The sequence below is a fragment of the Saccharibacillus brassicae genome (genome assembly GCF_006542275.1).
Lineage (GTDB): Bacteria > Bacillota > Bacilli > Paenibacillales > Paenibacillaceae > Saccharibacillus > Saccharibacillus brassicae.
This window is the reverse complement of the sequence record NZ_CP041217.1, coordinates 2,640,347-2,655,822: the sequence shown is the minus strand read 5'-3', so window position 1 is coordinate 2,655,822 and position 15,476 is coordinate 2,640,347. Positions and strand designations below refer to the sequence as shown.

Here is a 15,476-nt window from a genome sequence, read left to right as displayed (position 1 = left end):
AATTCCGATGCAGCCACTCACGCCGCGCCCGGCGCAGGGCGCTTTCCGCCCGCTGCCTCCGTCCCTGTTCGCTTCGACCGCGCTGGAGGCGTCTCCGCGGCTGCTGGGCCAGACGCTGGTGCGCCGCACCGAGTTCGGGGAGATCCGCAGCCGGATCATCGAGACGGAGAGCTACGGAGGGATCGAAGACAAAGGCAGCCATGCCTACGGCGGCCGGCGCACTCCGCGCACGGAGATCATGTTCGGCGCCGGCGGCACGGCCTACGTCTACCTGATCTACGGCATGTACCACTGCCTGAACGTCGTCACGGGCTCACAAGACGATCCGCAGGCCGTGCTGATCCGTGCCGTGGAGCCGCTGACCGAAGAAGACGAACGCCGCATGCGCTTTTTCCGCAAAATCAAATCCAAAAAAGCGTCCGACCTGTCCGGCGGCCCGGGCAAGCTGTGCCGGGCGCTCGACGTCGACAAATCGTTCAACGGCTGCCGCCTGACGGTGCCGACGAGTCCGCTCTACCTTGAAGCCGGCGACGACCCTTCTTCGCTGGAGCTGCTGTGCGGACCGCGCATCAATATCGATTACGCGGAAGAATACGCGGCCAAGCCGTGGCGGTTTTTCGTCAAGGACCATCCGTACGTCTCGGTGAACGACAAGGCCCATCCGCCCAAGCCGTTTTTCCTGTAACCGTGCAGCGGAGAGGAAGCCCGTAAGAATGAAAAAGCAAAAAGCGCCGATCCCAAACCCGGGACCGACGCTTTTTTGCTGCTGCCGCAGGATCGCGACTCTTAGACGTCCAACGCCTGCTTAAGCTCTTCCGGCGAACGGTTCCACCATTCTTCGTTGTGCGCCGTCAGCAGCGTCTTGAGCGCCGCTCTCGCTTCGTTGTCCATCTCGTTCAGGATGATCTTCCGCTTGATCGCGTAATCGAGCTTGTTCACGTGGTCGGCGAGAATCTTGAAGCCTCTCTTCGTCTCGCTGTTGATCCACATCTCGCAGGCCGTCGCTCCCGCGTAGCTGCCGCCTTCTTCCGTCTTGTCCACCGCGACCCAGACGAGCCATACCCGGCGTCCGCCTTCCGCATCGGCGCGTTCGGCCGTGAACTTGATGCCGCGCTCCACTTTGCTCTTGGCATGCATGGCGCCCACGTCGATCTTCGCTTCGCCTTCGTCTATAATGATCGGGGATACGTTGTTCAAGTTGATGGCGCCCGTGCCGAAGCCCTTATGCTTGCTGCTTTTTTGGCTGCTGCTGATGATATTGAGCCCAAGCTGTTTTTTACCTGTCTGATTTTGGTCCATAACGGGAATCCGAGCCCCTTTCGGCGAATAAATTCATCCAAATTCTTGCAAAAACTCATGCTTTTTTCTTAAAACTCTTCATCTTCTTCTATTCTATCCGATAAAAAGACGAAAGCAAAACAAAAAAACCCGGATACCGGCTCGATAAACCGTAGGGTTAAGCGCTTTTCAGAGGTTTTTTCCATAGCGAAACAACTCGAATTCAAACAAATGTCACCTTTTTTAACTTCAGCAAAACCGCGCAGCCGTGCGGGATTGAGGCTTTTGGTGGAAGGTCCGCGTCAAACGCGCGCCAAAATAATGTTAAATAAAGGTTTGCCAACGGCTAAGTCCTTTGCTACAATGTGTTTTGTGAGTAGTAACAACTTTGTAAACTTTGCTTCAAGCCATAGAAGCTGCTTCAAATATCGACACAACGACGATCCGACACACGAAGCTTTTCGGTGCAAACCAAGATCTAAGCCGAATTCCGGCACCGGGGAGCGGGGGAACCAGTTATGGGTGAATTGACTTCGCAACGAAGGAGTCATAGGGGGACCTTCTCAACCGAATCCTTAAGCTAACCTCGCAGGCAAAACGGAAGGGGTACAATGTCTTTGAAGAAGAAGCTGACAGCCGCAGTAATGGGACTCGCCATCGCTTTTAGCGTAGCGGGCGCAGGAAACGCACATGCAGATTCCCAATTGGACAACGTAATCGATTCAGCACTTGGAACGCCATACCGCACTGCGGGCACAAGCCTTAACGGATTCGACTGCTCGGGCTTCACGAGCTACGTCTTCGACAAACTCGGCGTGGATCTGCCGCGTCAATCTTCGTCGCAATACAGCGCCGGAGCCAAGATCGACCGCAGCGACCTGCGCGCCGGAGACCTCGTCTTCTTCAACACGACGGGCAGAGGCATTTCGCATGTGGGCATTTATGTAGGCAACGGCAAATTCGCCCATTCGTCGTCTTCGAACGGAGTTCGTTACGACAACCTGAGCTCTAGTTATTATGCCGAACGTTATGTCGGTGCGTCTCGCGTAATGAGCACGTACACGTATAACTCTTTTGTTGCCGAATAACCTTTTCTTCGACTGCTTTTATGCGAATTCATGAATGAGCGTAATGAATATAACGGCCGTATTGGATGACTGCAATCATCCGATGCGGTTTTTTCATGTCTGCTTGGCGTCGGCCGCCGTTTCTCTTGCCCTTTAAACGGTGCTGCGCTGGAAAAGGTTTCAAACGCGCCGATCTTTTTCGTCGTTACGAAATATTACCCGCCGCCCGGACGCCTAAACGCCTTTTTTACATTTCGTGATCCCTTTTTGAACAGGAGTGAGAAACATGAACGCGAAGAGGTTCGATATTCGTCCGTTGACGGAGCGGGAAGCGGAAATCATTTGCGGTTGGCGGTACGAGCCGCCGTACGACATCTACGGGTGGATGCCCTGGGAGCAGGTCAAACAGCTCGGGATCGAATTCGGCGATCCCGAGCTGCGCGAACAGCAGTATGTGTCGGTGTACGAGGGCGAACTTTTCTGCGGGTTCGCCCAGCTCTTCCCGCTCGGCGGCACGACCCGCCTCGGGATCGGCATGCGTCCGGATCTGTGCGGACACGGCTTAGGGGCGGCTTACGTGCGCGCCGTCGCCGAAGAAGCGCTGCGGCGCGTTCCCGGCCAGGAGATCGACCTGGAAGTGCTGACGTGGAACCAGCGCGCCATCAAAGCCTACCGCAAAGCCGGCTTCGCCATTACCGATCTCTACGAACGGATGACGCCTTCGGGCCTCAAGCCGTTCTACTGCATGGTCTACCAGATGCCGTCGGACTCGTAGAGCCGGCGTACGTCCGCTTCGGCGCACGAACGCTTTCCATGACGATATCCATGTTCGGACTGCCGACCCCGACGATCTTCGGGGCGGCTTTTTCGGCGTGCCTGGCCTGTTCGGGCACCGGTTGTTTTACGGGTTCTTTCATTATAGGCTTCATAGGCTTGCTCCCGCTTCTTGCGAAGCGGCTCAGACCAACGCCACGAACGTCATTTGTTTGTCGCCGATCAGAATATTGATGCGATGCAGATCCGTGTCGTGGATCACCACGGCGCTGCCCACTTCGATCGACGGCGTAGTGCCGAGCGCGTAGAACAGGTCTTCGGCCAGCGCTTCATGCACTTCCAGCCGGTCCGGCGTCTCCATCCGTTCCCAGTCTTCCGCCTCCATCTCGAAAAACAGATAGCTGTCCGGAATCAATGAGACCGCTTTCGTCAAATCCTGCAAAATATCCGCGTAATCTCTTCCGTGTTTAACTCCCATGGTTTCCGCTCCTTTTTTCGTACATTATTGTGAACCGACTATCTTATTTTCATTATAGCGCAATTTATCTCTTAAAAAAAAAGCTCCCCCTGTCGATAAAAAACATATCGAGCCGTAGGGTGTTTTTAGTCAAAAACCACTTCATGATACCAGCTTCGTCGATTTTGACTGTTACAGCCTTCCAACTCGGGCAAACGGACGGATCATGAAAGGCCAGACTTCGAACACATCCGGGAACCTTGATCGCGTTAAATTCCGCTGCCGGCTGGAACCGCACATCGAACCGTTCAAGGCACCCGAAGGTCGCATACGTATGTCAGTTTCGTTTCTTGCCGTACACACAGGCCAGGGATGGCCGTGCTTATGAATGTTTTATATTCTCATGGATGAGGTGCTTACATGGAATTATCGTCTCTTATCGGTCTGGTCCTAGCTCTAGTCTCCATTTTCGTCGGCATGATCCTCAAAGGCGCCCCGCTCGGTTCCCTCATGGTACCGGCGGCCTATCTTATCATTATCGGGGGCACCGTTTCAACCATATTCGTCGGCTTCCCAATGAGCGATCTCAAGAACTTCCCGAAGCTCGTCAAAATTTTCCTGTTCAAACCGAAAATGATCGACAAAAGCGAATTGGTCGGCATGTTCATGGAATGGGCCTCGATCACCCGCCGCGAAGGCCTGCTGGCCCTCGAATCCAAAGTGGATGAAATCGACGACGATTTCCTGCGCAACGGCATGCGGATGATTATCGACGGCAACGATCAGGAATTTGTCAGCGACGTGCTGATGGAAGACATTCACGCGATGGAAGAACGTCACCGCGTCGGCGCGCAAATCTTTTCCCAGGCCGGCATGTACGCTCCAACGCTGGGCGTTCTCGGCGCCGTGGTCGGCCTGATCGCCGCGCTCGGCGAGTTGGAAGACATGAACAAGCTGGCGCACGCTATCGCCGCAGCCTTTATCGCGACCCTGCTCGGTATCTTCGTCGGGTACGTCATTTCCCACCCGATCTGCAACAAGCTCAAACGGATCTCCAAAAAAGAAGTCGAAGTACGCATGATGATGGTCGAAGGTCTGCTGTCTATCCAATCCGGCGTCTCGACGATTGCCATCAACCAAAAGCTCGCCGTCTTCCTGACACCTACGGAACGCAAAAAATTAGAAGAAAAGGGAGGCGCTTCGGGTGGCCAAGAAAGCTAGACCGGAACACCATGAAGAACATGCCGACGAGAGTTGGCTTCTTCCCTATTCGGACCTTATGACCCTGCTGCTCGCCCTCTTTATCGTGCTGTACGCCATGAGTTCGGCCAACGTCAGCAAGTTCGAAGCGATGGCCGAAGCGTTCGATTCCGTGTTCAACGGCGGCAAAGGCATCATGGAGCACACCTCCACCACCGAAGACAGCAAAACGCAGGACGGATCGAAAACGGTCGAGCAGATGGCGGCGGAGAAAGCGGCCGTTACCAAGAAAGACACGGCCGACGACACGCTGGCCAAGCTCAAGAAAAAAGAACAAGAAGATTTGACCAAGCTCAAAAAGCAGCTCGACAGCTACATCAACAGCAACGGGCTCAGCAACCAGCTCGACACGAAGCTCAATCAATCGCAGCTGCAGATCACGATCAGCGACAAAGCGCTGTTCGCTTCCGGCGAAGCGACCGTGAAGCCGAACTCCCGCACGCTCGCTGCGGCGATCGCGAACATTCTGAAGAACTTCCCGGGCTACAACATTCAGGTCATCGGCCACACCGACAACGTTCCGATCTCGAATAACGCGTTCAAATCGAATTGGGATCTCAGTTCGGGCCGGGCCAACAACTTCATGCAGGTTCTGCTCAAAAATCCGAACCTCGATCCGGTACGCTTCACCTCGACCGCGGCAGGCGAATATCACCCGGTCGCTTCGAACGCGACAGCTTCGGGACGCGCCCAGAACCGGCGGGTCGAAGTGTCGATTATCCGGAATTATCAGGACTCGGAGAACAAAATCAGCACAAGCAATGCCACTTCACCTTAACCGTAATCTTTTCCAGCCTCTTTCTTCGGAAAGGGGCTTTTATTTATCCACAGGCGATTCACAAATGCCTAATCATAATGTAAAATATGTGCATAACCCTGTGGACTAGTCGCTACTTATCCACAATTCTGTGCACAGTATGTTAACAACGGAATATATGTTCGATGAATATTGCTGCCTGATAACGGCCCTGAACGAAAGGAGTTTTACCATTTTGGAAGCTGCCCCGCTGGAAGATCATGAACACTGGATGCGCCTGGCGCTCGAAGAAGCGCGCAAAGCGGAAGCGCTCGGCGAAGTTCCGATCGGCGCGATTATCGTGCGCGGCGGCGAGATCGTCGGACGCGGCTACAATCTGCGCGAGACGACGCATGACGCGACCGCTCACGCGGAGATGATCGCGATCCGCGAAGCCAGCGAGAGGATCGGCGCCTGGCGGCTGCTGGACTGCACCCTGTACGTCACGTTGGAACCGTGCCCGATGTGCGCCGGAGCCATCGTACAGGGCCGCGTGCCGCTCGTCGTGTACGGAACGCCCGATCCCAAAGCCGGCTGTGCCGGCACGCTGATGAACCTGCTGCAGGAGCCGCGCTTCAACCATCGGACCGAGCTGATCGAAGGCGTGCTCCGCGAAGAATGCGCCGAGATGCTATCGGCCTTTTTCCGCGGGCTTCGCGTGCGCATGAAAGAACGCAAAGCGCTGCGCCGCGCGGAAGTCGATCTGCTGCTCGAAGCGGGCGACGAGCCGGAGCCGGACGCGCCGATCTCATAGAGCGCACGCACCAAAAAAAGGCGGCCCCGGAGGGCCGCCTTTGCTGTGTGGAACAGATGCGATTTCTTAGTAGTTCATGTTTTCCAGTTCGTCCAGCGTTACGGTATCGGTCGGGATGCCGACTTCAAACGTCTGCTTTTCGTTTACTTTGCTGTACGTCGACGAACCCGTCATGGAGACTTTGCCCGACGTGCTCGACTCGGTATCCTGGAAGTTGATGTCCATCGTCATTTTTTGGTGAACCGGGAACTTGTCCGCGTTCAACGCCGTGTCCAGTTGGAACGTGTTGACCGTCAGGTAGTTTTTCAGTTCGTCCAGGTTTTTGTTCATTTCCGCGTTGTCTTTGGTACTCAGTTCTTTTTTGGCGTCGTTCAGTTCCTGCTCTGTCACGCCTGTCATCTCGCGATATTCCGGCGTATTGATCGTGTCGATCACTTTAGGCAGGGCTACGTTCACGAGAGTCGTGATCGCGTCTTTGACGTTGTCGTTCGTGACTTCGAAGCGTACCACGTCTTCGGCCGTTACGCCTTCTGGCAGTCCGGCTTCGCCGACAGCAACCTTCTTGAAGTATTTGGCTTCGTCGAAGCTGTCCAAGACGGCTGCGCTCACGTCAGCGCTAAGTTTTTGCGAGTTTTTCGGATCAAGCATCGCTTCGTTGAACTCTGTGCCTTGTTCGGCAGCCAGTTCTTTCATGTCGATCTCGATGAATTTGCCGACCAGGTTCTCAGGCAGCGGCAGCAGCGCGATGTTCGGCACTTTGACGTACATTTTTTCTTTGGTCATGACGATCGGAAGCTTGATCGTCATCTCCATGTCGCCTTTGAGCTTCACTTCGAGGTTCATTTCGGCTTGCATCGGCTCGCCCTGGTACACGGTCTTCACGTTGAATTCCGCACCCTTCAGCATGCTGACGACCTGATCCACGCTTGCCGTATCCGCGCTGCTCGGCGGAACTGCAACCGTCAGTTCGTTCAGCGTGAAATTGCTGTCCATTTGATAGGATGTCGCGGTCATTGCGCTTGCGACCGAAGCTTTGAGCAGCGCTTTCGGCGTTTCTTCGACTTTCGCCGCGGGACTTGCCGCATTGTTGCCGCAGCCGGACAATACGAGCGTACCGGCCATAACCAATGCGCCAAAACTTCCGAATAATTTTTTGTTCATGTTTGTTGTCTCCCCTTCAAGTCTATATGTGTTTTAATACGTCCTGTTACCCTCTTACCCAATCGTCTAAACATTGAAACTGGCTAACTTCATCGGCCGTCTGGCGTTCCGGACATGTCTAAGTATACGTGAACCTTTTTCAAAAAGTTTCAAAATACCAAAATTGGACATTCCGACTCACAAAAAAGACAGGACCCAAGAACCAAACACATTCTTAAGTCCTGTCTAAATATCCTGTTATTCACATTCAAAGAGTTAGTGGATATCTTTTTTCTTGAAGCGCCCGCCTTTGACGTCGTGAATATTGCCGATCGCCAGAAAAGCGTTGTCGTCGAATTGATTCACGATTTCTTTGAGCTTGGCTTCTTCCAGCCGCGTAATGACGCAGAAAATGACTTTTTTGGGATCGCCCGTAAAGCCGCCTTCGCCCGCCAAATACGTGACGCCGCGCCCCAGCCGATCCAGAATCGCGTTGCCGATATCGTCGATCTGATCGCTGATGATCCAGACCGATTTGGATTCGTTCATGCCTTCGATCGTCACGTCGATCATCTTGTAGGCGATATAATACGCGAGAATCGAGAACAGCGCGCGATCCCAACCGAAGACGAAGCCGGCGCCCGACAAAATGAACAAATTGACGAACATGACGATCTCCCCGACCGAAAAAGGCGTTTTGCGCGACACGAGAATGGCGATGATCTCCGTTCCGTCGAGCGAGCCGCCGTTGCGGATCACGATCCCCGTGCCGACGCCGAGGAAAATGCCGCCGAACACGAACGCCAGCAGCGTATCCGTCACGAAAGCATCTACCGGGTGCAGCAGGACGGTGCCGATCGACAGAACGGTAATGCCGAGCAGCGTCGACAAAGCGAACGTTTTGCCAATCTGTTTGTAACCGACGATCAGGAACGGCAGGTTCAGAATGAACAGGAAGATCCCGAGCTTCCAACCGCTGAGGTACGAAGCCATGACGGAGATGCCGGTGATCCCGCCGTCGGTAATATTGTTGGGTACGAGAAACAACTCCAGTGCCACGGCCACCATGACTGCTCCGAATATGATAAAAAAGGTTCGGAGCAAAATTTGCGAAAACGGTCTTTTGTGATGGGCACGCGGCGCAGAAGGCTTGCGGGCAGGCGGCTTGGTTAACTTTTCATTCATTATTCACTGTCCTTCCCTCTATATGAATGCTTGCTAGGATAGGGATGCTTGCTATAATGTTCGTTCCCGTACGGTCGCGTACGGATAAGGTCATGCCGTATACTGCTGCATACAAATACGTATATTGTAATTATGCCATAATTTTTGACGGTTTGTCTCGTTTCTGCCTTGTTTTACTCCACAGCAAAAAGCCGCCTTCTCCCGAAGCGGGAAAAGACGGCTGTGATGGTTTAAACTGGCGGAGAGGATGGGATTCGAACCCATGTGGAGTTGCCCCCTAACGGTTTTCAAGACCGCCCCGTTATGACCGCTTCGGTACCTCTCCAAGTATTCAAATTGCATACCCCTATGGGCAAAGCGATTTGAAGAATTCTGCGCCTAGCCAAAATCTTTCTCCGTAAATGTCCGTTCCTATCATATCCCATCGCTTCGCTTCGCGCAAGGTCTATCGCTTGTCACGAAACGAAGCGCCGGATAGGAGTCAAGCTTTACGCGTTGGGAGCGATCACTTTCACGCCGCGCATATACGGTTGAAGCACTTCGGGAATGACGACGCTGCCGTCTTCCTGTTGGTAATTTTCCAGAATGGCGGCGACCGTGCGGCCTACGGCGAGGCCCGAACCGTTCAGCGTATGCACAAATTCCGGCTTGCCTTTCGGTTCGCGGCGGAAACGGATGCTGGCGCGGCGCGCCTGGAAGTCTTCGACGTTCGAGCACGACGAGATCTCGCGGTACATGCCGCTTTCCGGCAGCCACACTTCGAGATCGTACGTCTTGGCGGCGGTGAAGCCCATATCCGCCGTGCACAAGGCGATGACGCGGTAAGGCAGGCCGAGCAGCTGAAGCACGCGCTCCGCGTTCGCCGTCATCTGTTCCAGCTCGTCGTACGAATGATCCGGATGCACGATCTTGATCATTTCGACTTTGTTGAACTGATGCTGACGGATCAGGCCGCGCGTATCGCGTCCGGCGGAACCGGCTTCGGAACGGAAGCAGGCGCTGTAGGCGATATACTTTTTGGGCAGGTCGCCCGCTTCGATAATCTCGTCGCGGTGATAGTTCGTCACCGGCACTTCGGCGGTCGGGATCAGGTAATACTCCGTATCCTTCAGCTTGAACAGATCCTCTTCGAACTTCGGCAGCTGGCCGGTTCCGTAGAGGCTGTCCTGATTAACGATATAAGGAGGCAGCATCTCTTCGTACCCGTGCTCCTCGCTGTGCAGATCCATCATGAAGTTGATCAGCGCGCGTTCCAGACGGGCACCGAGCCCTTTGTAGAACGTGAAGCGCGAACCCGTCACTTTGGCGGCCGCTTCAAAATCGAGAATGCCGAGATTCTGCGCCGTGTCCCAATGGGCTTTCGGCGCGAAGTCGAACGTTCTCGGCTCGCCGACGCGGCGAATCTCGACGTTGTCGTCTTCGGAAGCGCCGATCGGCACGTCTTCGTTCGGAATATTCGGAATCGCCATCGTGATGGCGTCGATTTCCGTCTCCAGACCGCGGACTTCTTCGTCCAGCTGCTTGATCCGGTCCGAAACTTCGCGCATCTCGACGATCAGATCGTCGGCGTTCTCACGGTTCTTTTTGAGTCTGGCCACTTCGCCCGAAACGGTATTCCGGCGGTTCTTCAGCGTCTCGGCTTCCTGCAGCTTCTCGCGGCGTTCGCTGTCGAGGCGCGGGAAATTCGCGATCAGGTCTTCGGATTTGCCGCGGTTCGCGAGCGCCTGCTTGACCCGATCATAATCGTTTCTTAATATTTTCACATCCAACACGGGAGCTTCATCCTTTCGGTTCTCCGGTCCTGGACTGACGCACCATATCCGCAAAATAGGCATGCAGCCGGTAGTCGTCGGTCAATTCCGGATGAAATGACGACACGAGAAGATGCCCTTCGCGCGCCGTTACCATTTCTCCATTATAAACCGCCAACACTTCGACGTCTGCACCGATTTCACGAATTAAGGGCGCCCGGATAAAAACGGCACGCACCGGCTCGTCGATTCCTTCGATCGGCAGGTCGGTCTCGAAGCTCTCCCGCTGACGTCCGAACGCGTTGCGCGCGACCGTCATGTTCATGAGACCGAGATGCGGTTCTTCCTGCCCTTCGATCGATGTGGCGAGCACGATCAGCCCGGCACACGTGCCGAAGATCGGCCGGCCCGCCGCCGAAAACTCCCGGATGCGCTCGATGAAGCCGTACTTGCGCATCAGCTTGCCGATTACGGTGCTCTCGCCGCCCGGAATGACGAGGCCGTCGAGACCTTCGAGCTGCCCGACCGTCTTGACGGCGCAGCTCTCGGCTCCGGCCCGTTCCAGGCTGCGGATATGTTCGGATACGGCGCCCTGCAGGGCAAGCACGCCGATCTTGAGGTTCGAATTCGTCATCGTGCGATTACCAGCCGCGATCCTGCATGCGCTCGGAAGGAGCCAACTGCTTGATGTCGATGCCTTTCATCGGCGCTCCGAGGTTCTTCGATACTTCGGCGATCAGGCGGTAGTCGTCGTAATGCGTCGTCGCTTCGACGATGGCACGCGCGAATTTCTCGGGGCTGTCGGATTTGAAAATGCCGGAGCCGACGAACACGCCGTCCGCGCCCAGATGCATCATCAGCGCCGCATCGGCCGGAGTCGCCACGCCGCCCGCCGCGAAGTTCACGACCGGAAGTTTGCCGTTCAGGTGGATATCGAGCAGCACTTCGTACGAAACGCCCAGGTTTTTGGCTTCGGCGTACAGTTCGTCTTTGGACAGGTTCTTCACTCTGCGAATCTGACCGTTGATCAGGCGCATATGGCGGACCGCTTCCACGATGTTGCCGGTTCCCGGCTCGCCCTTCGTGCGGAGCATGGAAGCTCCTTCGCCGATCCGGCGCAGCGCTTCGCCGAGATCTTTGGCGCCGCATACGAACGGAATCGTGAATTCCTGCTTGTCGATATGGAACACTTCGTCCGCCGGTGTCAGCACTTCGCTCTCGTCGATATAATCCACGCCGAGCGATTCCAGCACTTTGGCTTCCACGTAATGCCCGATACGGGCTTTGGCCATGACGGGAATCGATACGACCTTCATGACTTCTTCCACGATGGTCGGATCGGCCATACGGGCTACGCCGCCCGCCGCCCGAATGTCGGACGGAACGCGTTCCAGCGCCATAACCGCCGTCGCTCCCGCCGCTTCGGCGATTTTGGCCTGTTCGGCGTTCATGACGTCCATGATGACGCCGCCTTTTTGCATTTCCGCCATGCCTCTTTTCACGCGCGATGTTCCTGCTTCCATTGTCGTAGCCCCCGTTGTGTTCCGATTTGGTCAAGCCGTTCTACCGGTGAATTTTACAGCAGGGGCTGCGCGCATACAATCGATTCGGCGCGATTTAGAACAGGTTCTTGATGCCTTCGAACAGATCGGAGAAGAATCCGCCGATTGCCCGCATCAGCTGCTTGAACCAGCCGGCTTTTTCGACGTCCGCGGAAGCGACGAGATCTACCGTTTTGGTCTGCGCTTCGGCTGCGCCTTTCGCTTGGTACGTATAGGTCGCGGTGCCGACCTTGTCGCCTTTGGCGATCGGCGCTTCAAGTGCGGAATCGATGCTGGCCTGCATTTTGAGGCTGCTGGCATCCGCTCCCTTTTGCACGACGAAGCTGAGCGCGCCGGCCGTCTCGTAGGCTACGGACTCTTCCTTGCCTTTGGTGACGACCGCGGGCGCTTCGCCTTCGATCGCCTGGTTCGCCGCGACCAACTCCTTGATCTCGAAGTTGTTGAAGCCGAAATCGAGCACTTTGCGCGTCTCGACGAAGCGGGAACCCTGATCGTTGGCGTCCGTGCCCATCACGACGCTGATCAGGCGCATACCGTCGCGGACGGCCGTGCCGGTAAAGTTGTTGCCTGCCGCTTCGGTATGGCCGGTCTTGAGGCCGTCAAGCCCTTCGTAGGCATAGGCTTTGAAGTTCGGCACTTCGGCGTTCGATTCGAGCATCCAGTCCAGATTGTCGATCCGCCCGCTGGCGCCGGGACGGAACTGGAAGAACGGAATCGTCGTGAATTCGTTGAAGTCGGGATGGTCGGTGACGATGTATTTCGCCAGCAGCGCGGCATCGATCGCCGACATGACCGTCTCTTTGCCGTCGGACGGCCGGGAATCGGCCGGCATGTCGGCAATGTTCAGGCCGGTGGAGTTGGCGAAGTGGGCGGTCTTCATGCCCATCCGCTTCGCTTCGCTGTTCATCAGCTTGACGAACTCGGTCTCGGTCGGCGCGACGGTCTCGGCCAGCGCCACGGTCGCGTCGTTCGCGGACCCGATCGCCATCGCGATGTACAGATCCTTCACGGTGTGCTGGTCGCCTTCGGCCAGGAACACGCGGGAGCCGATCTGGGCGGCCGCGTTTTTGCTGACCGTGACGACGTCTTCCCAGCTCATCTTGCCCTGCTTGACCTGTTCGGCCACGATGTATTCGGTCATCATCTTCGTCATGCTGGCCGGAGGAAGCGCCACGTCGGCGTTCAGGGACAGCACGATTTCGCCGGTCGTCGGCTCAAGCAGAACGGCCGATTTGACGGCGAGGTTCAGGCTCTCGACTGTGGGAATGGCTTTCGGGGCCGCGGCAGGCGTCTTGGCCGCCGGAGCCTCGGTCGTTTGCGATTTGGTCGTGTCCGCGGCTGCGGCACCGGCCAGATTGGCGGGAACGACGGACAGACAGAGCATATGGATAAGCAGAACGGAAGCCGCGCTTCTTTTGAGCAGTTTCGGCTGGTTGATCCGGTTCTTCTCGATTTTGGTTTTATGGGTGGAAGGCATGCGTTTCAATGGATTAAATACTCCCCTCGTGCTCAGTTTCTTGGTCAGGCCTTTCTAGTCTAACACAGGGTTGGGCGGCATGTCTTCCCACGGAATGTGACAAACGGGAAAGTCCCGGTCCGCGGCGGGATGCCCGTGCGCAGGCTTACGAACGTACTTTCGGAGGGCCTCAAGTTCCCGGGTTTCCGTCAAAAAAGCGGACCGGGCAAACAGCCCGGTCCGCTTCGAAAATGGTATGCGGTTCAATATGCGCTGCGCCCAGGCGCTCAAATGACGCTTAGACGGAATAGTTCGGCGCTTCCTTCGTAATCTGCACGTCGTGCGGATGGCTCTCGCGCAGGCCCGCTCCGGTGATACGGATAAACTGGGTATCGTCGCGCAGCACGGCGAGATCGCCGGCGCCGCAGTAGCCCATGCCCGAACGCAGGCCGCCGACCAGCTGGTTCACGGTGTCGGACAGCGGTCCTTTGTAAGCGACGCGGCCTTCGATGCCTTCCGGAACGAGCTTCTTGTCGTCGTCCTGGAAGTAACGGTCTTTGCTGCCCTGCTTCATGGCCGCGATGGAACCCATGCCGCGGTAGACTTTGAAGCGGCGGCCTTGATAGATCTCGGCTTCGCCCGGGCTTTCTTCCGTGCCGGCGAACATGCTGCCGAGCATGACGGCGTGGGCGCCGGCCGCGATCGCTTTGGTGATCTCGCCGGAGTATTTGATGCCGCCGTCGGCGATGATCGGGATGCCGTATTCGCGGGCAACCGTCGCGCAGTCGTAGATGGCGGTAATCTGCGGCACGCCGATACCGGCGATAACGCGGGTGGTGCAGATCGAGCCGGGGCCGATCCCGACTTTGACGACGGAAGCGCCGGCTTCGATCAGGTCGCGCGTCGCTTCGCCCGTCGCCACGTTGCCGGCGATGATCGTCAGCTCCGGATAGCGGCTGCGGATATTGCGGACCGCGTCGAGGATGTTGATATGATGCCCGTGCGCGGAATCGACGACGATTACGTCGACGCCCGCGGTCACGAGCGCGTCGATCCGGTCTACCGCGTCGCTCGACACGCCGACGGCGGCGCCGACCAGCAGGCGGCCCTGCGCGTCTTTGGCGGCGTTCGGGAACTGGATCGCTTTTTCGATGTCTTTAATGGTAATGAGACCTTTGAGCACGTTGTTCTCGTCGACCAGAGGCAGCTTCTCGATCTTGTGCTGCTGCAGGATGCCTTCCGCTTCGCGAAGCGTCGTGCCGACCGGAGCCGTCACCAGTTCTTCGTGCGTCATGACTTCCTTGATCGCGATGCTGTAGTCGTGGATAAAGCGCAAATCGCGGTTGGTCAGGATGCCGACCAGCTTCTCGTTCTCGTCGACGATCGGCACGCCGGAGATCCGATACTTGCCCATGAGGACTTCGGCATCGGAGACGAGGTGATCCGGACTCAGGAAGAACGGATTCGTGATGACGCCGTTCTCGGAGCGCTTCACGCGGTTCACTTCGTCCGCCTGCTTCTCGATCGGCATGTTTTTGTGAATGATGCCGATGCCGCCTTCGCGCGCGATCGCGATCGCCAGAGGCGCTTCGGTAACGGTATCCATGCCGGCGCTGATCAGCGGAATATTCAGCTTCACGCTGTCACTCAGTCTCGTGGACACGCTGACTTCCTTAGGCAGAACCTCCGACTTTCTCGGTACGAGCAATACGTCGTCGAACGTCAGACCTTCTTTGTCGAACTTGCTATTCCACACGCGATTTTGCCTCCTTTTTTGTCTGGTCCCAACTGCCGTTTTTTCCTTATATGGAAAGCTGAAAGGGCTTTTCTGAAAATATATTATTGCAATCTTAGCAAAGGGGGTATGGGCTGTCAAGGTGAAAAAGCTTGCAGGGACGCGGGCTCCGGGGCCGTTTCGGCAGGCCGGAAATCTGTCCGCCCCGTATGGACACGCCGCGTTTTTTCAATAATTTTCCTTTGCCTGCCTACCTGCTTG

Annotated in this window: 14 protein-coding genes, 1 tRNA gene, 1 pseudogene and 1 riboswitch; of the genes and pseudogenes, 6 read left to right on the top strand and 10 right to left on the bottom strand. The window is 56.3% G+C overall.

Annotated features, from left to right (window positions below; all coding sequences use genetic code 11):
* Window positions 1-7 precede the first annotated feature (7 nt).
* A complete protein-coding gene (locus FFV09_RS11095) occupies window positions 8-685 on the top strand; it encodes a DNA-3-methyladenine glycosylase (protein ID WP_141447891.1) in 678 nt (225 codons plus the stop codon).
* Between the two features lie 101 nt (window positions 686-786).
* Here FFV09_RS11095 and FFV09_RS11090 read toward each other — a convergent pair whose 3' ends face one another.
* Entirely contained in the window at window positions 787-1,299 is a 513-nt protein-coding gene (locus tag FFV09_RS11090; protein ID WP_141447890.1) for a YwhD family protein, read from the bottom strand.
* 450 nt (window positions 1,300-1,749) lie between these two features.
* Window positions 1,750-1,888, top strand: a riboswitch (cyclic di-AMP (ydaO/yuaA leader).
* Between the two features lie 7 nt (window positions 1,889-1,895).
* Here FFV09_RS11090 and FFV09_RS11085 point away from each other — a divergent pair.
* The gene (locus FFV09_RS11085) at window positions 1,896-2,366 is read left to right on the top strand and encodes a C40 family peptidase (RefSeq protein ID WP_141447889.1); all 471 of its coding nucleotides are present in this window, start codon (window positions 1,896-1,898) and stop codon (window positions 2,364-2,366) included.
* A gap of 265 nt (window positions 2,367-2,631) precedes the next feature.
* On the top strand, window positions 2,632-3,120 hold the full coding sequence (locus FFV09_RS11080) for a GNAT family N-acetyltransferase (protein WP_141447888.1): 489 nt from the start codon (window positions 2,632-2,634) through the stop codon (window positions 3,118-3,120).
* Window positions 3,121-3,303: 183 nt separating this feature from the next.
* Here the strand turns inward: FFV09_RS11080 and FFV09_RS11075 are convergent, their stop codons facing one another.
* Window positions 3,304-3,597: a hypothetical protein gene (locus FFV09_RS11075; RefSeq protein WP_141447887.1), complete on the bottom strand. Its 294-nt coding sequence runs from the start codon at window positions 3,595-3,597 to the stop codon at window positions 3,304-3,306.
* A 399-nt stretch (window positions 3,598-3,996) separates the two neighbouring features.
* Here FFV09_RS11075 and motA point away from each other — a divergent pair, with 399 nt between their 5' ends.
* The 3 genes and pseudogenes from motA to tadA form a co-directional block, all read left to right on the top strand.
* Window positions 3,997-4,797: a flagellar motor stator protein MotA gene (gene motA / locus FFV09_RS11070; RefSeq protein ID WP_141447886.1), complete on the top strand. Its 801-nt coding sequence runs from the start codon at window positions 3,997-3,999 to the stop codon at window positions 4,795-4,797.
* Complete coding sequence (locus FFV09_RS11065) at window positions 4,781-5,614, top strand: flagellar motor protein MotB (protein ID WP_141447885.1); 834 nt, start codon at window positions 4,781-4,783, stop codon at window positions 5,612-5,614. The genes motA and FFV09_RS11065 overlap by 17 nt, the downstream gene beginning before the upstream one ends.
* Before the next feature lie 229 nt (window positions 5,615-5,843).
* Window positions 5,844-6,320 (top strand): annotated as a pseudogene (tadA, locus tag FFV09_RS11060) (tRNA adenosine(34) deaminase TadA); the annotation flags it as partial.
* Between the two features lie 132 nt (window positions 6,321-6,452).
* On the opposite strand, the gene FFV09_RS11055 reads toward tadA, so the two are convergent.
* From FFV09_RS11055 to guaB, 8 genes are all read right to left on the bottom strand, one after another.
* Window positions 6,453-7,547, bottom strand: a complete 1,095-nt coding sequence (locus tag FFV09_RS11055; RefSeq protein ID WP_141447883.1) for a hypothetical protein — start codon at window positions 7,545-7,547, stop codon at window positions 6,453-6,455.
* 255 nt (window positions 7,548-7,802) lie between these two features.
* Window positions 7,803-8,711, bottom strand: coding sequence for a YitT family protein (locus FFV09_RS11050; protein WP_141447882.1), 909 nt, complete (start codon window positions 8,709-8,711; stop codon window positions 7,803-7,805).
* Between the two features lie 236 nt (window positions 8,712-8,947).
* Window positions 8,948-9,036 (bottom strand) — tRNA-Ser (locus tag FFV09_RS11045).
* Window positions 9,037-9,199: 163 nt separating this feature from the next.
* Complete coding sequence (gene serS, locus FFV09_RS11040; protein WP_141447881.1) at window positions 9,200-10,483, bottom strand: serine--tRNA ligase; 1,284 nt, start codon at window positions 10,481-10,483, stop codon at window positions 9,200-9,202.
* 7 nt (window positions 10,484-10,490) lie between these two features.
* Window positions 10,491-11,096 (bottom strand): pyridoxal 5'-phosphate synthase glutaminase subunit PdxT, encoded by a 606-nt coding sequence (gene pdxT, locus FFV09_RS11035; protein WP_141447880.1) that lies wholly within the window; start codon window positions 11,094-11,096, stop codon window positions 10,491-10,493.
* Window positions 11,097-11,103: 7 nt separating this feature from the next.
* Complete coding sequence (pdxS, locus tag FFV09_RS11030) at window positions 11,104-11,985, bottom strand: pyridoxal 5'-phosphate synthase lyase subunit PdxS (RefSeq protein WP_141447879.1); 882 nt, start codon at window positions 11,983-11,985, stop codon at window positions 11,104-11,106.
* A 94-nt stretch (window positions 11,986-12,079) separates the two neighbouring features.
* A complete protein-coding gene (locus tag FFV09_RS11025) occupies window positions 12,080-13,501 on the bottom strand; it encodes a D-alanyl-D-alanine carboxypeptidase family protein (RefSeq protein ID WP_141450434.1) in 1,422 nt (473 codons plus the stop codon).
* A 277-nt stretch (window positions 13,502-13,778) separates the two neighbouring features.
* A complete protein-coding gene (gene guaB, locus FFV09_RS11020; RefSeq protein WP_141447878.1) occupies window positions 13,779-15,236 on the bottom strand; it encodes an IMP dehydrogenase in 1,458 nt (485 codons plus the stop codon).
* Window positions 15,237-15,476: the final 240 nt, after the last annotated feature.